General features: G+C 60.1%; 20 protein-coding genes. 8 read left to right on the top strand and 12 right to left on the bottom strand.

Annotated elements, in window-relative coordinates; translation table 11 throughout:
• Positions 1-13: 13 nt before the first annotated feature.
• A complete protein-coding gene (locus tag ACI514_RS07015; RefSeq protein WP_160058557.1) occupies positions 14-322 on the bottom strand; it encodes an RcnB family protein in 309 nt (102 codons plus the stop codon).
• Between the two features lie 429 nt (positions 323-751).
• Here ACI514_RS07015 and ACI514_RS07010 point away from each other — a divergent pair, with 429 nt between their 5' ends.
• On the top strand, positions 752-2,044 hold the full coding sequence (locus ACI514_RS07010; RefSeq protein ID WP_405123363.1) for an MFS transporter: 1,293 nt from the start codon (positions 752-754) through the stop codon (positions 2,042-2,044).
• Positions 2,045-2,056: 12 nt separating this feature from the next.
• On the top strand, positions 2,057-2,827 hold the full coding sequence (locus ACI514_RS07005; protein ID WP_160058559.1) for a substrate-binding domain-containing protein: 771 nt from the start codon (positions 2,057-2,059) through the stop codon (positions 2,825-2,827).
• Here the strand turns inward: ACI514_RS07005 and ACI514_RS07000 are convergent.
• Positions 2,817-3,731 (bottom strand): LysR family transcriptional regulator, encoded by a 915-nt coding sequence (locus ACI514_RS07000; protein WP_405123362.1) that lies wholly within the window; start codon positions 3,729-3,731, stop codon positions 2,817-2,819. The genes ACI514_RS07005 and ACI514_RS07000 overlap by 11 nt on opposite strands.
• Positions 3,732-3,981: 250 nt before the next feature.
• On the opposite strand from ACI514_RS07000, the gene ACI514_RS06995 reads away from it, so the two are divergent.
• Complete coding sequence (locus ACI514_RS06995; RefSeq protein WP_160058561.1) at positions 3,982-5,790, top strand: monovalent cation:proton antiporter-2 (CPA2) family protein; 1,809 nt, start codon at positions 3,982-3,984, stop codon at positions 5,788-5,790.
• A 115-nt stretch (positions 5,791-5,905) separates the two neighbouring features.
• Here ACI514_RS06995 and hcnC read toward each other — a convergent pair whose 3' ends face one another.
• The 5 genes from hcnC to ACI514_RS06970 form a co-directional block, all read right to left on the bottom strand.
• On the bottom strand, positions 5,906-7,165 hold the full coding sequence (gene hcnC / locus ACI514_RS06990) for a cyanide-forming glycine dehydrogenase subunit HcnC (protein WP_405123361.1): 1,260 nt from the start codon (positions 7,163-7,165) through the stop codon (positions 5,906-5,908).
• Complete coding sequence (hcnB, locus tag ACI514_RS06985) at positions 7,158-8,567, bottom strand: cyanide-forming glycine dehydrogenase subunit HcnB (RefSeq protein ID WP_405123360.1); 1,410 nt, start codon at positions 8,565-8,567, stop codon at positions 7,158-7,160. The genes hcnC and hcnB overlap by 8 nt, the downstream gene beginning before the upstream one ends.
• Positions 8,564-8,881 carry a cyanide-forming glycine dehydrogenase subunit HcnA gene (hcnA, locus tag ACI514_RS06980; protein ID WP_405123359.1) on the bottom strand — a complete coding sequence of 106 codons (318 nt, stop codon included), beginning with the start codon at positions 8,879-8,881 and terminating at the stop codon, positions 8,564-8,566. The genes hcnB and hcnA overlap by 4 nt, the downstream gene beginning before the upstream one ends.
• Positions 8,882-9,122: 241 nt before the next feature.
• Positions 9,123-9,662: a hypothetical protein gene (locus ACI514_RS06975; RefSeq protein ID WP_405123358.1), complete on the bottom strand. Its 540-nt coding sequence runs from the start codon at positions 9,660-9,662 to the stop codon at positions 9,123-9,125.
• Positions 9,663-9,888: 226 nt separating this feature from the next.
• Positions 9,889-10,818 (bottom strand): membrane protein, encoded by a 930-nt coding sequence (locus tag ACI514_RS06970; protein WP_007914999.1) that lies wholly within the window; start codon positions 10,816-10,818, stop codon positions 9,889-9,891.
• 307 nt (positions 10,819-11,125) lie between these two features.
• On the opposite strand from ACI514_RS06970, the gene ACI514_RS06965 reads away from it, so the two are divergent.
• Positions 11,126-11,809, top strand: a complete 684-nt coding sequence (locus ACI514_RS06965) for a response regulator transcription factor (RefSeq protein WP_123594222.1) — start codon at positions 11,126-11,128, stop codon at positions 11,807-11,809.
• Positions 11,787-13,181 (top strand): HAMP domain-containing sensor histidine kinase, encoded by a 1,395-nt coding sequence (locus ACI514_RS06960; protein ID WP_160058565.1) that lies wholly within the window; start codon positions 11,787-11,789, stop codon positions 13,179-13,181. The genes ACI514_RS06965 and ACI514_RS06960 overlap by 23 nt, the downstream gene beginning before the upstream one ends.
• A gap of 132 nt (positions 13,182-13,313) precedes the next feature.
• On the opposite strand, the gene ACI514_RS06955 is transcribed toward ACI514_RS06960, so the two are convergent.
• The 3 genes from ACI514_RS06955 to ACI514_RS06945 are packed head-to-tail and all read right to left on the bottom strand — an operon-like array spanning position 13,314 to position 15,564.
• Positions 13,314-13,724, bottom strand: coding sequence for an SRPBCC family protein (locus ACI514_RS06955; protein ID WP_160058566.1), 411 nt, complete (start codon positions 13,722-13,724; stop codon positions 13,314-13,316).
• A 23-nt stretch (positions 13,725-13,747) separates the two neighbouring features.
• Complete coding sequence (locus tag ACI514_RS06950; RefSeq protein WP_160058567.1) at positions 13,748-14,545, bottom strand: SDR family NAD(P)-dependent oxidoreductase; 798 nt, start codon at positions 14,543-14,545, stop codon at positions 13,748-13,750.
• Positions 14,542-15,564 carry an aldo/keto reductase gene (locus ACI514_RS06945; protein ID WP_405123357.1) on the bottom strand — a complete coding sequence of 341 codons (1,023 nt, stop codon included), beginning with the start codon at positions 15,562-15,564 and terminating at the stop codon, positions 14,542-14,544. Before ACI514_RS06945 ends, ACI514_RS06950 begins: the two co-directional genes overlap by 4 nt.
• A 113-nt stretch (positions 15,565-15,677) precedes the next feature.
• Here ACI514_RS06945 and ACI514_RS06940 point away from each other — a divergent pair, with 113 nt between their 5' ends.
• Both ACI514_RS06940 and ACI514_RS06935 read left to right on the top strand, forming a co-directional pair.
• The gene (locus tag ACI514_RS06940; protein WP_405123356.1) at positions 15,678-16,574 is read left to right on the top strand and encodes a LysR substrate-binding domain-containing protein; all 897 of its coding nucleotides are present in this window, start codon (positions 15,678-15,680) and stop codon (positions 16,572-16,574) included.
• Between the two features lie 85 nt (positions 16,575-16,659).
• A complete protein-coding gene (locus tag ACI514_RS06935) occupies positions 16,660-17,319 on the top strand; it encodes an isoprenylcysteine carboxylmethyltransferase family protein (RefSeq protein WP_160058570.1) in 660 nt (219 codons plus the stop codon).
• A 123-nt stretch (positions 17,320-17,442) separates the two neighbouring features.
• On the opposite strand, the gene ACI514_RS06930 is transcribed toward ACI514_RS06935, so the two are convergent.
• Together ACI514_RS06930 and ACI514_RS06925 are read right to left on the bottom strand one after the other, a co-directional pair.
• A complete protein-coding gene (locus tag ACI514_RS06930; protein WP_405123355.1) occupies positions 17,443-18,108 on the bottom strand; it encodes an HAD family hydrolase in 666 nt (221 codons plus the stop codon).
• Positions 18,109-18,175: 67 nt separating this feature from the next.
• Positions 18,176-18,589: a response regulator gene (locus ACI514_RS06925; protein ID WP_160058572.1), complete on the bottom strand. Its 414-nt coding sequence runs from the start codon at positions 18,587-18,589 to the stop codon at positions 18,176-18,178.
• Positions 18,590-18,788: 199 nt separating this feature from the next.
• On the opposite strand from ACI514_RS06925, the gene ACI514_RS06920 reads away from it, so the two are divergent.
• Positions 18,789-19,730 (top strand): class I SAM-dependent methyltransferase, encoded by a 942-nt coding sequence (locus tag ACI514_RS06920; RefSeq protein ID WP_405123354.1) that lies wholly within the window; start codon positions 18,789-18,791, stop codon positions 19,728-19,730.
• The last annotated feature ends 104 nt before the right edge of the window (positions 19,731-19,834 follow it).

Raw genomic sequence — 19,834 nt, 5'->3', positions numbered from 1 at the left:
GGAAAGACCGGATTTAACGCTCCACCGGTTGCATCTCGACAATTGTCCCGTTGGTAATCATCACCATCACGTACTTGTCGTTGATCTGCACCCACTGGGCCTGCTCGATCGGTGCTTTCAGGCCTTTGGCTTTCCAGTTTTGCAGGGCCTTTTCATTGCGCTGATACATTTCAGGCGCCCGGTCGTTGACCTTCAACTCGCGGTCGCTGGTCGGCGACTGCACGGCCTGTTCATTTGAGGTTTGCGCCGCTTGAACAAGTGGGCTGATCCCGGCGATGCCGGCGACGAGGGCCAGGCTGGCGATTAGGGTTTTGCTGTTCATCGGTGAACCTCCTGAGATGTGTGCTACCTGAACTCGGACTGCCGGGTTCGGGAATCATTCCTTGTTTTTTTGTTTGGACTGGTTGGGGATTGTAGATGTCTGTAAGGCCGCCATCGCTGGCAAGCTAGCTCACACAAGATTTCAGGGCGTTGCCAAAATCAGAGAGCACGCCGCAGAACCTGTGGGAGCGAGCTTGCTCGCGAAGGGGCCGGCACATTCGACATCTTCATTGCCTGGACCACCGCTTTCGTGAGCAGGCTCGCTCCCACAGGTTTAGTCAGGGCGACTCTGGATTGATCCACTTTGCACATCAATCCATGCCAATAATGCAATTAACATCTCGTTACACCTGCGCCACCATCCGCCTCAATAAAAACCGTGCGCCGCCCTCCCGTCGCGCACGTCATAAAAGCGGTGGAGTACTTTTCTATGACAGCCTCAATCCCTCACAACGGCTCGCGGGCCGGTGCCATTTTCCGGGTGACCTCGGGCAACTTCCTCGAACAGTTCGATTTCTTTCTGTTCGGCTTCTACGCCACGCAGATCGCGGCAGTGTTTTTCCCGGCGAGCAGTGAATTCGCTTCTCTGATGATGACCTTTGCCGTATTCGGCGCAGGCTTTTTGATGCGTCCGCTGGGCGCCATCGTGCTCGGTGCGTACATCGATGATGTCGGCCGGCGCAAAGGTTTGATCGTCACGCTGTCGATCATGGCCAGCGGCACGATCCTGATTGTGCTGGTGCCCGGATACGAAAGCATCGGCCTGTTTGCACCGGCGTTGGTGTTGATCGGGCGCTTGCTGCAAGGCTTCTCGGCCGGGGCGGAATTGGGCGGTGTGTCGGTGTATCTCGCTGAGATCGCCACGCCGGGTCGCAAAGGTTTCTTCACCGCTTGGCAGTCGGCCAGTCAGCAGGTGGCGATCATTGTCGCCGCTGCTTTGGGCTATGCGCTGAACGCGTGGATGGCGCCGGATGTGGTGGCCGATTGGGGCTGGCGGATTCCGTTTTTCGTCGGCTGCATGATCGTGCCGTTCATCTTTTTCCTGCGCCGTAACCTGGCGGAAACCGAAGAATTCGCCGCACGCAAACACCGCCCGAGCATGGGCGAAGTGTTCCGCACCCTCGGCCAGAACTGGGGCGTGGTACTCGGCGGCATGTTGATGGTCGCGCTGACCACCACCGCGTTTTACCTGATCACCGTGTACGCGCCGACCTTCGGCAAAACCGTGCTGCACCTGAGCACCTCCGATGCGCTGTTGGTGACGCTGCTGGTCGGTGTGTCGAACTTCTTCTGGCTGCCGATTGGCGGCCTGTTGTCCGACCGTATCGGCCGTCGTCCGGTGCTGATCGCCATGTCGCTGCTGGCTCTGGCTACCACCTACCCGGCGCTGTCGTATCTGGTGCAGTCGCCGAGTTTCAGCCACATGTTGCTGTCGCTGTTGTGGCTGTCGTTTATCTACGGCTTGTACAACGGCGCGATGATTCCGGCGCTCACCGAGATCATGCCGGTCGAGGTTCGCGTTGCCGGTTTCTCCCTCGCCTACAGCCTGGCCACCGCCATTTTCGGTGGTTTCACTCCGGCGATGTCGACCTTCCTGATTCAGTACACCGGCGACAAAGCCGCACCGGGTTACTGGATGAGCATCGGCGCGCTCTGCGCTTTGTGCGCCACTCTTTATCTGTACCGCCGTGCCGGTGGTCGTCTGCAACCTGTCGCGGCCTGAGGAAAACTCGCCATGAAAAAACTGTTTACTGTCACCGCCCTGCTCGCCGGTCTCGCGTTCAACCTCGCGGCCCAGGCCGAAGAATTGAGCGTGATGACTTCCGGCGGCTTCACCGCCGCCTACAAAATCCTCGGCCCGAAATTCGCCTCCGCCTCCGGCAACACACTGACCACCAGCCTCGGTCCGTCGATGGGCAAAGCACCCGAGGCGATCCCCAATCGCCTCGCGCGCGGTGAACACGCCGACGTGGTGATCATGGTCGGCTATGCCCTCGATGACCTGATCAAGCAAGGCAAAGTCGACCCGGCCTCGCGCGTTGAGCTGGCCGATTCGCGGATCGGCCTGGTGGTGCGCGAAGGCGCGCCGAAACCGGACATCAGCAGCGTCGACGGCCTGAAGAAAACCCTGCTCGACGCACAGTCGGTGGCCTACTCCGACAGCGCCAGCGGCGTGTACATCGAGCAGCAGTTGTTCAAGAAACTGGGCATCGAAGATCAGCTGAAGCCGAAGGCAAAAATGATCCCGAAAATTCCGGTCGGCTCGGTGGTTGCCAATGGCGACTATCAATTGGGCTTCCAGCAGGTCAGCGAATTGCTGCCGGTGCCAGGGGTGAGTTTCGTCGCGAAGATTCCGGAATCGGTACAGTCGGTGACGCGTTTTGCCGCCGGGATTCCGGTCGGCGCGCAGCATCCAGAAGAGGCGAAAGCCTTGCTCGCCTACCTCGCCGCGCCGGCCGCGCAAGCTGACGTGCAGGCCACCGGCCTGGATTCGGTCAAGCGCTGATCGTTGGCGGCTGGACTTTCATTTCCACCACCAGCCGCTCCAGTTCCAGTGCCGCCGGGGTCAGCGTACGACCCCGGCGCTTGATGATGCCGACACTGCGCATCACTTGCGGGTCGGTTAGCGGCACCCGCGTCAGGATCGGATGATCCGGCCCAGGCATCGCCATCAGCGGCACCGCCGCCACGCCCAACCCCGCCTCCACCAGACCGATCATCGTCGTCACATGCCGGGTTTCGCAGATGCTCGAACGCTGCGGCACCACCGTGCTCAACGCTTGATCGAGCAAAAAGCGGTTGCCGGAGGTCTTGTCGAGCGAGATGTAATCCTGCTGATAGAACTCATCCCAGCTCACACTGCTGCGTTCGGCCAACGGATGATCGCGGCGACAGGCGACGACGTAGCACTCCTGCACAAGCGGTTCGAACTCGACTTTGGCATCCTGCGTGCCGAGAAAACTCAAGCCGAAATCCGCCTCGCCATTGACCACCGCACTCAACACATCGTGCGCGCTGGAGTCGAGCACTTTGACTTTGATCCGTGGGAATTGCTGGTGATAGCGCGCGACCACGCGGGGCATGAAGTAGTAAGCCGCCGAGGGCACACAGGCGACGGTGACATGGCCCAGGCGCGTCGAAGCGACTTCGCTGATGCCCAGCAACGCGACATCCAGATCATCGAGCAAACGCTCGACACTGGGCATGAAGCCGCGTCCGGCCTGAGTCAGACTGACCTTGCGTGTGGTGCGTTCGAAGAGTTTGACGCCGAGGGCGTCTTCGAGCTTTTCGATGCGCCGGCTCAACGCCGGTTGCGAAAGACGCACGCTGTCGGCGGCCTTGCGGAAACTGCCCTGCTCGACCACCGCGCGGAAGGCTTGCAGATCGTTGAGGTCGAAGTTGATGGCCATGGCGGGACTCGGGAGATTAATTCGCTTAGGTTATAAATGTAACCAATTGATGCCAGATATTACAGAAATGATGAAGATCCCCTGTAGGAGTGAGCCTGCTCGCGATAGCGGTGGATCAGTCGACTCATGTGTGGCTGACACACCGCTATCGCGAGCAGGCTCACTCCTACAGGGATCTTCTGTGGATCTTGAATCGATTCAGCCCTTATCCTTGTCACCCCCGCCGTACCGTTGTCAGGAGTAACCCCCCATGCCCCATGAAGGCAATCTGTTGCAAGCCGCTGTCGTGTTTCTGTTCGCGGCCGTGCTCACCGTGCCTTTGGCCAAACGTCTGCAACTGGGCGCCGTGCTCGGTTATCTGTTTGCCGGGGTGATTATCGGCCCTTCGGTTTTGGGACTGATCGGCAACCCGCAGAGCGTGGCGCACATTTCCGAGTTGGGTGTGGTGTTGCTGCTGTTCATCATTGGGCTTGAGCTGTCGCCGCGACGCTTGTGGGTGATGCGTAAATCGGTGTTCGGCGTCGGTCTGGCGCAGGTGCTGCTGACCGCTTCAGTGATCGGCGTGCTGGCGCTGTCGGTGTTTGGTCAACCACTGAACAGCGCGATTGTGCTGGGTCTTGGTCTGGCACTGTCCTCGACGGCATTCGGTCTGCAAAGTCTGGCCGAGCGCAAAGAACTAACCAGCCCCCATGGGCGACTGGCGTTCGCGATTCTGCTGTTTCAGGACATCGCCGCGATCCCGTTGATCGCACTGGTGCCGATGCTGGCGGGTGGTGCTCACGACACCAGTAACGCGGAAAGCCTGAACCATGCGTTGCAAGTGCTCGGCGGTATCGCCGTGGTCGTGGTCGGTGGGCGATATCTGTTGCGGCCAGTGTTCCGCGTGGTGGCGAAAACCGGTTTGCCGGAAGTGTCGACGGCTACGGCGTTGCTGGTGGTAATTGGCACGGCGTGGTTGATGGATCTGGTCGGTGTGTCGATGGCACTGGGGGCGTTTCTCGCCGGTCTGCTGTTGGCGGATTCGGAATATCGCCATGAACTGGAAGCGCAGATCGAACCGTTCAAAGGTCTGCTGCTCGGGCTGTTTTTCATCAGCGTCGGCATGGGCGCCAACCTCAGTTTGCTGCTGAGTGCGCCGATCACCGTGCTGGGGCTGACGCTGCTGTTGATCGGGTTGAAATTGCCGCTGCTGTTCGTCGTCGGGCGTCTGGCCGGTGGCTTGAACAAGGTCAGTGCGATCCGCCTCGGTATCGTACTGGCGGCCGGTGGTGAGTTCGCTTTTGTGGTGTTCAAGATCGGTCGTGATCAGGGCCTGTTTGAGCCGCGTCTGTATGACCTGCTGGTGCTGACCATCACCCTGTCGATGGCGGTGACGCCGTTGTTGCTGTTGATCTGTGCGCGGCTGGTCAGTCCAAAAGTGCAGCCGGTGGAAGTGCCGGAAAAATACCGTGAGATCGACACTGACACCCCGCGTGTAGTGATCGCTGGCATGGGCCGGATGGGCCAGATCGTCGCGCGGATTCTGCGGGCGCAGAACATCAAATTCGTTGCGCTGGACACGTCGGTGGAAACCATCGAACTGTCGCGCAGCTTTGGCGGTGTGCCTGTGTTTTACGGCGACCCGATGCGCCCGGAAATTCTTAACGCGGCCAAGGTCGGCGAGGCGGAATATTTCGTGATTGCCACGGATGATCCGGAGACCAACATCAAGACCGCCGAGGTGGTGCGCAAGCTGTATCCGCACATGAAGATCATCGCCCGGGCCCGTAACCGTCAGCACGTGCATCGCTTGGTGGATGTTGGCGCGGAGGCGATTCGTGAGACGTATTACTCAAGTCTGGAGATGAGCCGGCGTACGTTGGTGGGACTTGGTCTGACCCAGGCCCAGGCTGATGCGCGGATCAAGCGCTTCAAGCATCACGACGAACAGGTGCTGGAGGCACAACACGCGATCTACGACGACGCGGCCAAAGTCCTGCAAACCGCCCAGGAAGCCCGTGCGGAACTGGCGCGGTTGTTCGAATCCGACCAACTCGAAGAAGAATCGCGCAAATCCTGAGCCCCGCACAAAACCTGTAGGAGTGAGCCTGCTCGCGATGGCGGTGTGTCAGTCGACTTATTCATTACTGACAGATTGCTATCGCGAGCAGGCTCACTCCTACAGGGGATCTGTGTCAAGCAGGTTCTAGCGTGCGCTCCTGCTTGACTGGGGCTGCTGCAAACCGATCCGCCAGAAACGGCGTGATGTCCAGCGGCAGCGGTTCATCGTTGACCAGTTTATCCAGCAACACACCAGTAATCGCCGAGGTCAAAATCCCGGTGCGGAAGTGCCCGCAGGCATTCAGATAACCCTCCACCCCACGCATCGGCCCGAGTATCGGCAACTCATCCGGCGAGCCCGGACGCAAACCTGCCCACGTGCGTTTCAGATTGACGTCTTTAAGTTCCGGCAGACAGCGCACTGCGCCCTGTACCAGCCCGGCGATTTCCGGGTAGGTGGTGGTGACGTCGAAGCCTTTGTCTTCGGTGGTACTGCCGATCAGTATCTCGCCGTTGTCTTTCTGTGCCACGTAGCAGTCGCTGGTGGTCAGGCAGCCGTTGAGGATTTTCGGCATGCGCTCGGTGAGCAGAATCTGGCCCTTCACTGGTTTCACCGGGATGCGAATCCCCGTCGCCCACTCGCTCAGATCCGCCGCCCAGGCACCGCCGGCGTTGATCAGCGTCTTGCAGTGGAACACGCCCTCCTCGGCCGTCTGCACACCGGTCACGCGGCTGCCATGGTGCAACACACCGGTGACGTTGGTGTTGACGAAGATGTCGATGCCGTTCTGCCGCGCGCCTTCCATGTAGGCGTCGGCGAGGCGGAACGGGCTGACCTGATGGTCGCAGAGAAACTCCAGCGCTCCGCGTGCTTCATGGCTGACGCCCGGTTCAGCCTCGCGCAGCGCCGCCTGATCGAGCCAGCGCACCTGATCGGCCAGGTGCGGAATGCAGCCGACGATGTGCTCAGCGTAGAGCCGGTCTTCGTCGTCATAGATGACAAATTTCAACCCGGTCTTTTCGAACTTGAAATCCATGCCGTGATTGTCTTTCAGCTCTCGGTGCAACGCCGGGTACAGGGCGTTGGACTGCAGGGCAAAATCGAAAAACGACTCCGGCAGAATATGCGGCGTGCTCGCGTCCACCGCCACCGCCGCGCCTTGGGTTTCGCGCTTGCGGTTGGCCGACATCATGCGGAAGAAAATCACCCCGCAGCCGAGGCCGACCGACTCACCGATCGCCCACAAACCACCGGCCGAGGCTCGGGTCGCGTTGCCCGGGCGTTTGGCATCGATCAGCGCCACTTTGAGGTTTTTGCGTTTGGACAATTGATAGGCGCAGGACGCCCCGATCACGCCACCACCGGCAATGACCACGTCATAGAACTTACTCATGGGCAGCGGCCTCCGTGCCGACAGACTGGAACGCAGAAAAAGGAATCGGATCGATCGGGAAACGCGGGCGCAGCCAGCCGACATCCTTGCGGCCGGTCGCTTGACGCAGGCGATCGCTGCAGTAGCCGACGCACATCCGTCCCTGACAATCGCCCATGCTCACGCGGGTGCGCATTTTCAGGCTGGCGATGTCTTGCACGCCCTGCTCCAGCGCCAGGTCGATGTCGGCGCGGGTGGCGTGCTCGCAACGGCAGATCACCGTGTCGGCGGCGGGCAATGCGGTCTGGCCGACGCCGCGTTCGGTGTAGCGATCGACGGCGGCGCGAAAGCGCACGATGGCTTTGAGTTTGCTCAAGTAGCGGTCGCGGCGAACCCGCGCCAATTCCTCTTCGAGCACGCCGCGTTGCAGGAGAATCGAGGTCGCGGCGATCTTGCCGGCGAGCATCGCCGCTTCACCGCCGCGAATCCCGCCCATGTCACCGGCCAAATGCACGTGCGGTTCGTTGCTTTGCTGCCAGACATTCGCATTGGCGCGCAGATAACCGTCGTTGCTGAAGCCGTGGTCCAGGCCCATCTGCTGACTCAGTTGCGTGCGTGGAATAAAGCCGTAACCGACCGCCAGGGTCTTGGCTTCGAAGCGCTCGACGCGGCTCATGTCCGGTTCCCAAGTGGCCGAGTACGGCGCGACGCTGACGCTTTTCAGCTCGCCCTCGCCGTGGGCCTCGACCACGCCCCAGCCGTAGTTCATCGAGATGCCGTGCAGTTTCAGGTAGGCGAGCATGCTCAAACCGTCGAGAAACAACTGCGGCTTGTTCAGCAGCGCCAGACTTTCGCGGGCGATTTTGCCGAACGCGCAAGCTTCATACACGCCCGCGACGCTGACGCCTGCGGCATGCAGTTGTGTCGCCACCAGCGGCAGCAACGGCCCGGTGCCGGCGATGATCACCGGCCCTTGCGGCTTGACCACACCACTTTTGATCTGCAGTTGCAGACCGCCGAGCATGATCACCCCCGGCAAGGTCCAGCCCGGAAACGGCACGCTGCGTTCATGGCAACCGGCAGCCAACAGCAACTGCGAATACTCGATCTCGTGCAGTTGCTCGTCGCCATCGAGCACCACCAAGGCGCGGGTGCCTTCGGCGCCGACCACACGATGATTGAGGCGCACGTCGATCAGCCCGGACTGTTCCTGAAAATCACCGTGCAGTTTGCCCAGCGCTTCGGAGTAGCGCGGGCCGAGATAATCCAGTTGCACGCCGTCCCGCAGCGGCCCGCGATAGACCACACCGCCGAGCCGCGAAGCTTCTTCGAGCAAGGTGCAGCGCACACCGTGGCGCGCCAGTTCGATGGCCGCCGCCATCCCCGCCGGGCCGCCGCCGACGATCACCGGTTGCAGGCTCATACGATCACCTCCTGCTCGGTGATGCGGTTGACCTGGGTTTCGATGTGCATGCCGTCACGCACCACGGTCTGGCAGGCACGACGTTTGTGCCGGCCATTGATTTTCACCAAACAGCACTGGCAAACGCCCATGCCGCAATAGGCGCCGGTAATCTGATCGTGATCGTTGCGGGCAATCTGGCGTACGCCGAGTGATTGAATAACGCTGAGTACGGTTTCGCCGATGGCGGCGGTGACCGCTTGACCGTTGATGTGGACGGTCATGTCCGCCTGCGCCAACGGCTGGATATCGAAAGTTCTTTCTTGGCAGTGCATTGCGATGTTCATCCGTGAAAGTTCGGTTGAGGTGGTGTCAGCTCCTTGCTGCACTACAGCGTGTCGACGCGTTTGTTGTTGCTGTGATTGGGGCGTCGACGCGTACTTCGTCAGCGCAACAGAGGTGCGCGAGAAGCACTGTAGTTCATACCTCAGCAAAGGCCGGGATCATTTACGTTAGGCGATCTCGCCGCAGTAAATATTGATCCAGGCCAGTGAAAACGATTGGATTGTCCAACGATCAGTTGGAGAAGACGAACTGCCCTTTGATCTTCTTCGCGCCAATGAAACCCAAGTCCGGGAACAGCAGGGATTTGATCCACGCGGCGTAGAACACAATGGCCAGGGTGATGCCGACGGCAATCACGGTCGACAGCGGATCTTCCTCATAGCCCTTGAACATGCGTGAAACCTGACTGATGGTGAGGAGGACATAAACGGTGTAAGCCGCCGCCACGTTCTTGTAGAAACCCCATGCAAACAACAGCGGAATGCCGCCTGCGATCAGCAGCATGGTCAGTGCCAGGCCGGCGCTGGCGTCATAGAACAGGAAGAAACCGAAGACTGCGCCGATCAATGCCTGAATGCAGGTCAACACAACCAGCAGGGTGACTTTGAGTGAATGCTTTTCTCTAAGGGCCGGATCCGGACGCCCGCCGATCCAGGCTGCCAACACGCGATCTTTGACCGCACCGCCCGACAACGCTTTGAACGTTTCGGTTTTCGAGCGCCCGGATTCGAGCATTTCCACCAACTGGCGTTTGATTTCCTTCTTGTCCAACGTGTTCATCCTTAAAGAGAGGTAAAAGCGGCCAATCCACTTCCGGCGGCGATTCTCGCCGTTGGCCCCGCAGAAAGCAAAAAGCCGCTTCCACCCGAAGGTGGAAGCGGCCGAGGCATGGGCCTCAATGGAGCAATCAGTGCACGAACAGGGCGATCAGGATGATGATCGGGATCGGTACGCCGAGGAAAAACAGCAGAAGTGAGCGCATGGTCATGCTCCTTGTTTAACGGACTGGAGTGGTCGTGGTGTAGGTGTCGACTTCTACGTACTCGACGGCATCCCGGCGACGACCGCCGTAAGTAGCCGCGAGGCTGGCGAAGAACGCACCGGCCAACAGCGAGATGAACATCCACAGCGAGGTCCAGGCAGCGACTTTCGCAGCGGTGTCGGCGGCTTGTTGAGCTTTCAGCTTGGCGTCGGCCAGGGCTTTCTGAGTGCGCGCGTAGATCTCATCGACGCGGCGCTCGGCATCGGCCTGAGTCAGGTTGGTCCGCTGTGCGACCAGCTGCGCCAGGTAGGTACGGTCTTCGGCACTCAACTGACCATTGGCCAGGCTTTGCGCGAAAATACGGGCCACCGCACCATGCGCTGCGTCATCGCTGACGGAGGCCGGACGGTCATCACGGAACAGGCTGTCGATGTAGTAACCGTACTGATTGCTGTCGGTGTTCGCTGCAGCAGAGCCGGCCGCTTGGGTCATCGCGCTGGCTGCACCGCCGGCCACACTGGCACCTGCCTGCACACCACCACTGATGACGCTGCTGACCGAGCCGACCACCAGCACTGCGGTAACCAATGTAGCCACACACCAGGCAAGGAAGCCGTGGGCGGTGTCGCGGAAATACACCTCGTCACCGTGCATGTTCGCCCACTTCACCCGCAGGCGACCGGCGATGTAGCCACCCATGCCGGAAGCGATGATTTGCGTCGCCGCCAGCCAGACTATCGTAGAAATGCCCAGGCCCTTGGCGCTTACGCCCTCTCCGGCCCACGGTGAAACGGCAGAGAAACCCAAACCGAACCCGAGCAAAACCAAAATCATCGACAGTGCAGCGGCAGCCGCAGCACCGGCGAAAATCGCGCCCCAGGACACGCCCGAAACGCTGCTCGACTCTTCAACGGCGGGATAAAACCCATCAGGGGATCTATTCATTGTTGTTCTGCTCCAGGCATGAAAAATGGTGTTACAACTCGTCATCAGAGGAATTGCAGTGACCGTGCCAGTCGCAGAAATTAAATAAATCGTCGGTTTTCAATCACTTAGAAAGAATGAACTTCCCAGGACCATGCAAATTGCAACAAGGCCCGAATAACAGCGGGTTTTATGCATTGGCCTCGAATACCAATAGCGCTCGAAATTTGCGTTTGTGACAGGTCAACATGAAAGTTAATTTAAAGCGTCAGCGCAATTTCTTGGCAAAATGCTGCCATTCCGTTTGAACCGATCAGCAGGCCTGCCTATGACTCGTATCTTGACCATCGAAGACGACGCCGTGACTGCGCGGGAAATCGTCGCCGAACTGAGCAGCCACGGGCTGGAAGTCGACTGGGTCGACAATGGCCGCGAAGGCCTCGACCGCGCCGTGAGCGGCAACTACGACCTGATCACCCTCGACCGCATGCTGCCCGAACTCGATGGTCTGGCCATCGTCACCACCCTGCGCACCATGGGCGTGGCCACACCGATTCTGATGATCAGCGCCCTCTCCGATGTTGACGAACGCGTACGCGGCTTGCGCGCTGGCGGTGATGACTACCTGACCAAACCGTTCGCCACCGATGAAATGGCCGCACGGGTTGAAGTGTTGCTGCGTCGGCAGAACAGCGGCGCGACTCAGGCGACAACCTTGCAGGTGGCCGACCTCGAACTGGACTTGATCAGCCACGAAGCGCGCCGTGCCGAACAGGTGCTGACGCTATTGCCGACCGAATACAAGCTGCTCGAATTCCTTATGCGCAACAGCGGCCAGATCCTTTCGCGGATGATGATTTTCGAGGAAGTCTGGGGTTATCACTTCGACCCGGGCACCAACCTCATCGACGTGCATATCGGCCGTCTGCGCAAGAAGATCGACGCGGTGGGCAACGTTCCGTTGATCCGCACGGTACGGGGCTCGGGTTATGTCATTGCCGAACCCGTCTGACGGCTGGCGCTCCTCCAGCAGCCGCTTGCTGGCGCTTTACAGTTCGCTGTTCGTGGCCTGGAGCGCGATCCTCATGGGGGTCATGTATTACGAGGTTTCCGGCTACCTCGACAACCTCGCCAAACATTCGCTGATGCAACGTCAGCATCTGTTTTCGCACTTTCGCGGCGAGCAACTGGAAGACGCCCTCGCCGCCAGCATGACTTTCGATATTCGCGGCATCGACGCCTATGGCTTGTTCGATGCCGACGGCGTTTACCTCGGCGGTGCCTTGCAGCAGATTCCCGAAGGCCTGCCGCTGGACGGCAAGATCCACATGCTCGCCGACTGCGCCGACTCCGATGACCCGACCCTGCCCAATGACAGCTGCGACGCGGTCGCCACGCAAACCCGCGACGGCCGTTGGCTGGTGTTGCTGCGCGACAACGGCTCGCTGTTCGCCGTCACGCGGATCATTTTGCATGCGTTGTTCTGGGGCGTGTCGCTGACGATTCTGCCCGGGATTGCCGGTTGGCATTTGCTACGGCGTCGACCGCTGCGGCGGATTCGCGCGATTCAGGACAGCGCCCAGGCGATTGTCGCCGGCGACCTGACCCATCGTTTGCCGCTGTCCAACCGCCGCGATGAACTGGACATGCTCGCCGCCATCGTCAACGCCATGCTCGAACGCATCGAGCGCTTGATGAATGAAGTCAAAGGCGTCTGCGACAACATCGCCCATGATTTACGCACCCCGCTGACGCGCCTGCGCGCGCAGTTGTATCGCATGCAGCAACAGGCCGGCGAAGGTTCGCAGGAGGCGGCGCAACTGGATCTGGTGCTGGCGGAAGCGGATACGCTGATGGCGCGGTTTCGCGGTTTGCTACGGATTTCCGAACTGGAAGATCGCCAGCGCCGCTCAGGCTTTGTCGAACTCGACCCGGTGCAATTGCTGGAAGAACTGCATGAGTTTTACCTGCCGCTGGCCGAGGAAGGCGAGCTGCGTTTCGATTTGAACATGCCGGAAACATTACCGGCGCTGAACGGTGATCGGGCATTGCTGTTCGAGGCGTTGGCGAATCTGCTGAGTAACTCGATCAAGTTCACGCCGCCGGGCGGCACGGTGATGTTGCGTGGGGTCAACGCGGGTGGACAGACGCGGATCGAGGTGCACGACTCAGGACCGGGGATTCCCGAGGCTGAGCGTGAGGCGGTGTTCCAGCGTTTCTATCGCGCCGAGGGTGGGCAGCCGCAGGGTGGCTTTGGTTTGGGGCTGTCGATTGTCGCGGCGATTGTCAGTTTGCATGGCTTCAGTCTTGAAGTCGGCAGCAGTGATCTGGGCGGGGCGAAACTGGTGCTCGATTGCCGGCAGAGCCTGATCGAGAATTCCTGACCTTTTATATTTGAAATGCACAACCTGTAGGAGTGAGCCTGCTCGCGATGGCGTCGTGTCAGTCAAAAAAGATATCGACTGACACGACGCCATCGCGAGCAGGCTCACTCCTACATTGGATCGTGGTGTTCTTCAGGTTGGGTAATTGGCTCGGAGTGCTTCGAGTCCACCCTGGTAGATGCCGCTGAACAGCGCCACCACCTCCTCATCGCTCACGCCTTTGGCGTTGAAGCGCCCCGACCACGTCACCCGTGCGCCCTGCCCTTGGGCTTCGACCTTGATCGTCGCCAGATAATCAGTGGCCGGGAACGGCGCCTGTTCAATCGAATAGCTGTAGGTTTTCGCGGCATTGTCGAACGCTTGCAGACGCTCTACCACCACAGCGCCGTCAGCGGTTTGCAAGGTGCGCACGCGCCCACCGTCGCTCAGTTCACTGTTGGGAATAAAGGGCAGCCAATCGGGCAGCGTGTTGAAGCCGCCGATCAATTGCCAGACCTGATCGGCCGAGGCCGGGATATCGATGGTTGCTGATGCTGTAGGCATAAATAAACGTCTCTCTCGGAAATTCAGATCGTCAGGCTGTCGACCACGCCGCCATCGACGCGCAACGCGGCGCCAGTGGTGGCCGAGGACAGCGGCGAAGCAATGTAGGTGACCAGGTGCGCGACCTCTTCAACATCCGCGACACGCTGGATAATCGAAGTCGGACGGGCCTTGAGCACGAAGGCGTCGGCTTCATCGCGCAGGTTGCGCCCGGATTCGGCGGCGGCATCCTTGAGCATGTCTTGCAGGCCATCGGTGAAGGTCGGCCCCGGCAGGATCGCATTGACCGTCACGCCGGTGCCAGCCAGACGTTTGGCCAGACCGTGGGACACCGCCAGATTGGCGCTTTTGGTCACGCCATAATTGATCATGTCGGCCGGCGTGGCGACGCCGGATTCCGAGGACAGGAAGATCACCCGGCCCCAGCCCTGCTCAACCATCGCCGGCACGTAATGCCGCGCCAGGCGCACGCCGGAAATCACGTTGACCTCATAGAAACGCGTCCACTCGCTGTCCGGCGCTTCGAAGAAATCAACGGCGTCGAAGATACCGAGGTTGTTCACCAGAATGTCCGCGCGCGGTTCAGCGGCGAACAGCTTCTGCGCGCCCTCCGCGGTGCCCAGATCGGCAGCCAAACCACGCAACTGCGCCCCCGGGACTTTCTCGCGAATACTCGCCAACGCCTGTTCAACTTTGGCCGTGTCGCGACCGATGACCACCACCGTGGCGCCGGATTCGGCCAGCGACTGGCTGATGCCCAGACCAATGCCGGCGGTGCTGCCGCTGACGATGGCCAGTTTCCCACTCAGATCAATCTTCATGCTTTCACCTCATCGATTGGCAATGGTGCACGTTCGGAAACCAGTTTGGCGTCGCGCATCGCCTGCCAGAAACCGGCAGGAATGATTGCCGACAACGCCGCGACATCTTCAGCAATTCGGCCGGGTTTGCTGGCGCCAGGAATGACCGCCGCAACAGCGGGATTGGCCAGCGAGAACTGTAGCGCAGCGGCTTTGATATCGACGTGGTAAGCGGCGGCGATGCGTTTGATCTGCTCCACTTTGGCGATGACCTCAGGGCTGGCCTGCTGGTATTCGAAGTGCGAGCCACCGGCCAGGATTCCCGAGCTATAAGGGCCACCGACAACGATTTCGACGTTCTGCGCTCGGGCCGAATCCATCAGGCGTTGCAACGGACGTTCGTGGTCGAGCAGCGTGTAGCGACCGGCCAACAAAAAACCATCCGGTTGCGCTTCGCTGAGGTCGAGGGTCAGTTCGCACGGTTCGACTTTGTTTACGCCCAGGCCCCAGCCCTTGATCACGCCTTCTTCGCGCAACCGGGTGAGGACGTTGAATGCGCCGGTGCGGGCCTGGTTGAAGTATTCCAGCCATTGATCGCCATAGAAGTCCTGCGCGATGTCGTGCACCCAGACGATGTCGAGGCGATCGGTTTGCAGGCGTTTGAGGCTATCTTCGATCGAACGCAAGGTTGGGTCGGCGCTGTAGTCGTTGACGATCTTGTTCGGCCGACCGTGTTCGAATACCCCGCTCTTCTCGCCGAGATCACGGGCGGCGGCGTCTTCAACTTCATCGAGAATCACCCTGCCGACCTTGCTGCTGAGCACATAGTCATCGCGTTTGTATTGCTTGAGCGCTTCACCGAGGCGGATCTCCGACAGACCGGAACCGTAGAACGGCGCGGTATCGAAGTAACGCACGCCGGCATCCCACGCAGCATGCACGGTGGCTTGCGCTTCGGCTTCCGGGATGGCGCGGAACATGTTGCCCAGTGGCGCGGTGCCGAAGCCCAGTTGGCCGGGGAGTTTGTCTTTCAAGCTCATGGGTTTTTCCTCAATAGGTTCTGGGTCTGGGTGACCGTTGAGCAGATCCTAGATTGCGACACCGAGACCGTCCAAGACATAATGCGCAGCACTTGAGTCCCTACAGGTCTGACATGATCGACATCCGCCAATTGCGCTACTTCGTTGTGGTCGCCGAGGAAGAACACGTCGGCCGCGCCGCCGAACGGCTGCATATTTCCCAGTCGCCGCTGAGCCGACAGATCGCCCAGCTTGAAGAACGATTGGGCCTGACCCTGTTCGAACGCAGCCAGCAACGCATTCGCCTGACCCGCGACGGCCTGACTTTCCTTGCCGAAACCCGCGCCCTGCTCACCCACGCCAATCGCCTGGAATCCCTCGGCAAACGTCTGGGCCGTGGCGAAGAAGGCGGCTTGTGCATCGGCTATATCGAAAACGCCATGCACGCCGGCGTCCTGCCCAATGCCTTGCGCGTGTTGCGCGTGGATCGGCCCAGCGTCCACGTCGCGTTGTACAACCTCAGCTCCGCCGAGCAACTGGAGGGCCTGCGACAGCGTAGTCTCGATATCGCCTTGGTGAGTGAGCCGCCGACCGATGACGATCCGGATCTGCTGAGCTTTCAGGTGCTCGATGACCCGATGCTCTTGGCGTTGCCGGAGCATCATCCGCTGGCGCAGCAAGCGGCGTTGAGTCCCGAGGATCTGGCCGATCAGGAATGGATCGGCGTGCAGCCGCGACAGGATGCCAACGATCAGTTTGTCAGCGCCTGCATCCGTGCAGGATTTACTCCGGATGTGCGCATGCAGGCGACTGAACCGTTTACTGCGCTGGGGCTGGTGGCGTCGGGGTTGGGGATTGCGATGATTCAGAAAGGTTTGAGCCATAACGCACCGCCGGGTGTGGTGTTGCGTGAACTGCCATGGCTGACGTTGACCACGCCATTGTGGGCGGCGTGGCACCGGATCAATTTGCGGCCATTGGTTGAGACCTTCCGAAAAGTTCTGACTGACGGTGAGATAGCCGCTGACTGAAAGGCCCCTTCGCGAGCAGGCTCGTTCCCACAGGTTTTGCGGTGGATCTACACTCAACGGATCAGCATCCAGCCGTGAGTTGACCATGAGAATGTCCGCACAAATGACCGTCGTTGCGGTACTCGCCACACTTGCCTACCTCGGTCTGGCCGTGTGGGGCATTGGTGGTGTGGCGATGTTCTTTTCCCACGGTTCGCTGGTGATCGTGGCATTGGCGACGGTGGCGATGGTGATTGCTTCGCTGTTCAGTGAGGTCAACCTGAGCGCTGGCGAGCGTGAAGATCGCGCCAATCGCTGGGTGATTCCGGCGTTCGGTGTGATCGGGCTGGTCAGTGGTTTTCTGCCGGCTTACTGCGACCGGGTGAATTTCTGGACGGTGGGCGGTGAAGGTGTGCGCTGGCTCGGCGCTTTGCTGTTTATCATCGGCGGCGCGCTGCGGCTGTGGCCGGTGTTTGTGCTGGGGCGGCGGTTCAGTGGGTTGGTGGCGATTCAGCCGGGGCACCGATTGGTGACCGATGGCATCTATCAACACCTGCGCAATCCGAGTTATCTGGGGCTGGTGGTCAATGCCGTGGGCTGGGCGCTGGCTTTTCGTTCGGTGGTCGGACTGATGCTGGCAGCGCTGACACTGATCCCGTTGATTGCCCGGATTCATTCGGAAGAAGCTCTGCTGCGGGCGCAGTTTGGGGCGGAGTACGAGGCTTATTGCGCGCGGAGTTGGCGTTTGGTGCCGGGGGTTTACTGATTTGCGAACACCGTCCCCCTGTAGGAGTGAGCCTGCTCGCGATAGCGGTGTGTCAGGCAACACTTATTTGACTGAAAGACCGCTATCGCGAGCAGGCTCACTCCTACAAGGGATTGGGGGGTGTCAGTTGCGTTGCAGGTGCAGGCCGTTGTTGTCGACTGCGACGCGGATGTCAGCATAACTGGCCAACGTCGCATGAACCGTTTCCAGCGGATGCTGATGCGTGGTGGTGATGATCATCAGCGGCGCACCGGCGGCTTCAGCCGCCTGAATACCGACGGTGGCGTCTTCGAAAATCAGGCAATCACGCGCGTCCAGGCCAAGACGTTGGGCCGCCAGTAAATAGCCGGCCGGGTCAGGCTTACCCGCCTTGACGTCTTCAGCCGTGATCATCACCGCCGGCTCTGGAATCCCCGCCGCCGCCATTCGCCGCAAGGCGAGATCCCGTGGCGCCGAGGTCACCATCGCCCAGCGATCTTTGGGCAGGCTGTTGAGAAATTTCGCCGCGCCGGGAATCTCGACAATGCCTTCGACGTCTGCGATTTCCGCCTCGGTGATGAACGCCGCTTGCGCCTCGGCATCCACGCCCGGCAGGTTCAGGCGATTGATCGTGTCGATGGCACGCGCGCCATGAATGGTCGGCAAAAAGGTTTCCACGTCGACGCCATGGCGCACGGCCCAGACTGACCAGATCCGCTCGGCAGCGGCGATGGAATTGAGGACTGTGCCGTCCATGTCGAACAGAAACGCGGCGAACGCGCGATCAAATACAGCATCGTGAGCAGACAAAGGGTCGCATCCTCTGGCAAAAGACCGGGCGGGCAATGTAGCACTTGCCCGCCCGTTCCACCCAGCGTCAGTGCAGACGCGGCACCTTGGATTTGAAGGCGCTGTCGACGCAGTCGAGCAATTGACCAATGGCCCACGGCTTTTTGATGAACGCCACCGAATGCTTGACCCCGGAGGTCTCGGGCGTTTCATAACCGGACATGACCATCACCGGTTTTTCCGGCCAGCGGTCGCCAACCAGATTGGCCAGATCAGCACCATTGAGGGTGCCGGGCATGGTGATGTCGGTCAGTAGCAACGCCACGTTCGCGGCGTGTTTCTCAAGGTACAGTGATGCGGCGTCGGCACTGGTCTGCGGCTCGACCTTGAAACCTTCCTCCTGAAGAATTTCGCAGAGAAACTCCAGAATCAACGGATCATCCTCAACCACCAGAATCAATCCGTCAGGAAGGTGCGCGTCCGCCGTCGGTGTTGGGCACATGGAACTGCACTCCCTGAATTGCATTAACGATTTAGCGGCTTGAATCCGCTGCTTAACTGGTATGAGCAGCGGGCTCTGCAGAAATTCATTTTTGATACAGGTCTTTTGCGAAACGGCGTTTTTGCCTGTCAGCGGCAATCGTTCGCGATGGCGTATTTGTGGTTAAAATGCCGGCCCTTTTGCTTGCCGATCCTGACCGATGAACCCTGAAGCCCTCGCCACCCTCCACGCCCATCTGCTGCCGGCCCTCGCGGCAGCACCGAGCGAAACCCGCCGCCTGTTCCACGGGCGCGGACGCTGCTGGCCGGGGCTGGAGCAGTTGACCGTGGACTGGCTGCAAGGCGTGGTGCTGGTGTCGCTGTACAAGGAACCGGCACCTGAGCAACTGGACAATCTCAAGGCGTTGCTGCTGCAACTTACGGGTTCCGCCGAATGGAAACAGTCTGGCGCGCACACGCTGTTGATCCAGCATCGCTATTTGCCACAGAGCACTGCCGAATGGCTGCTGGGTGATGAGATCGATGAAATGAGCATCGTCGAAGGCGGTTTGCAGTATCGCGTCGATCTGGGTCGCAAACAGAACGCCGGGCTGTTTCTCGACATGCGTTACGGGCGCAACTGGGTGCGCGAACAGGCCAGCGGTAAACGCGTATTGAATCTGTTTGCCTACACCTGCGGTTTTTCCGTAGCGGCCATCGAGGGTGGCGCCAGTCATGTGGTCAATCTGGACATGTCCCGCGCCGCGCTGAGCCGGGGCCGCGACAACCATCGCTTGAACGGCCATGACTTGAGCAAAGTCAGTTTCCTCGGCCACGACCTGTTCAAGTCCTGGGGCAAGGTGATCAACAGCGGCCCGTATGACCTGGTGATCATCGATCCGCCGTCGTTCCAGAAAGGCAGTTTCCTGCTGACCAAGGATTACCAGCGCGTGCTGCGTCGTTTGCCAGAATTGCTTACGGCGCAAGGCACGGTGCTGGCGTGCATGAATGATCCGGCGTTCGGTTCGGACTTTCTGATTGAGGGCGTGACGCAGGAAGCGCCGAGTCTGCGTTTTGTAGAGCGGCTGGAAAATCCGCCGGAGTTTCCCGACATAGATCCTCAAAGCGGCCTCAAGGCCCTGGTCTTCCACCGCACTCCCTGACACCCCGAAGATCCCCTTGTAGGAGTGAGCCTGCTCGCGATAGCGGTCTGTCAGATAACACTTATTTGACTGACACACCGCTATCGCGAGCAGGCTCACTCCTA

This window comes from Pseudomonas sp. M20, from assembly GCF_045037865.1.
Lineage (GTDB): Bacteria > Pseudomonadota > Gammaproteobacteria > Pseudomonadales > Pseudomonadaceae > Aquipseudomonas.
Note: the sequence above shows the minus strand (reverse complement) of the source record. Positions and strands in the feature narration are given on the sequence as shown.

Excerpts from the sequence above, each read along its gene's own strand:
- ACI514_RS06925 (WP_160058572.1), bottom strand. The coding sequence starts at position 18,589 with ATGTGCCCAACACCGACGGCGGACGCGCACCTTCCTGACGGATTGATT.
- ACI514_RS06935 (WP_160058570.1), top strand. The coding sequence starts at position 16,660 with ATGAGAATGTCCGCACAAATGACCGTCGTTGCGGTACTCGCCACACTT.
- ACI514_RS06995 (WP_160058561.1), top strand. The coding sequence starts at position 3,982 with ATGCCCCATGAAGGCAATCTGTTGCAAGCCGCTGTCGTGTTTCTGTTC.
- ACI514_RS06945 (WP_405123357.1), bottom strand. The coding sequence starts at position 15,564 with ATGAGCTTGAAAGACAAACTCCCCGGCCAACTGGGCTTCGGCACCGCG.
- ACI514_RS06950 (WP_160058567.1), bottom strand. The coding sequence starts at position 14,545 with ATGAAGATTGATCTGAGTGGGAAACTGGCCATCGTCAGCGGCAGCACC.
- ACI514_RS06940 (WP_405123356.1), top strand. The coding sequence starts at position 15,678 with ATGATCGACATCCGCCAATTGCGCTACTTCGTTGTGGTCGCCGAGGAA.
- ACI514_RS06960 (WP_160058565.1), top strand. The coding sequence starts at position 11,787 with ATGTCATTGCCGAACCCGTCTGACGGCTGGCGCTCCTCCAGCAGCCGC.
- hcnB (WP_405123360.1), bottom strand. The coding sequence starts at position 8,567 with ATGAGCCTGCAACCGGTGATCGTCGGCGGCGGCCCGGCGGGGATGGCG.
- ACI514_RS07010 (WP_405123363.1), top strand. The coding sequence starts at position 752 with ATGACAGCCTCAATCCCTCACAACGGCTCGCGGGCCGGTGCCATTTTC.
- ACI514_RS07005 (WP_160058559.1), top strand. The coding sequence starts at position 2,057 with ATGAAAAAACTGTTTACTGTCACCGCCCTGCTCGCCGGTCTCGCGTTC.
- ACI514_RS06955 (WP_160058566.1), bottom strand. The coding sequence starts at position 13,724 with ATGCCTACAGCATCAGCAACCATCGATATCCCGGCCTCGGCCGATCAG.
- ACI514_RS06920 (WP_405123354.1), top strand. The coding sequence starts at position 18,789 with ATGAACCCTGAAGCCCTCGCCACCCTCCACGCCCATCTGCTGCCGGCC.
- ACI514_RS07000 (WP_405123362.1), bottom strand. The coding sequence starts at position 3,731 with ATGGCCATCAACTTCGACCTCAACGATCTGCAAGCCTTCCGCGCGGTG.
- hcnA (WP_405123359.1), bottom strand. The coding sequence starts at position 8,881 with ATGCACTGCCAAGAAAGAACTTTCGATATCCAGCCGTTGGCGCAGGCG.
- ACI514_RS06970 (WP_007914999.1), bottom strand. The coding sequence starts at position 10,818 with ATGAATAGATCCCCTGATGGGTTTTATCCCGCCGTTGAAGAGTCGAGC.
- ACI514_RS06965 (WP_123594222.1), top strand. The coding sequence starts at position 11,126 with ATGACTCGTATCTTGACCATCGAAGACGACGCCGTGACTGCGCGGGAA.
- ACI514_RS07015 (WP_160058557.1), bottom strand. The coding sequence starts at position 322 with ATGAACAGCAAAACCCTAATCGCCAGCCTGGCCCTCGTCGCCGGCATC.
- hcnC (WP_405123361.1), bottom strand. The coding sequence starts at position 7,165 with ATGAGTAAGTTCTATGACGTGGTCATTGCCGGTGGTGGCGTGATCGGG.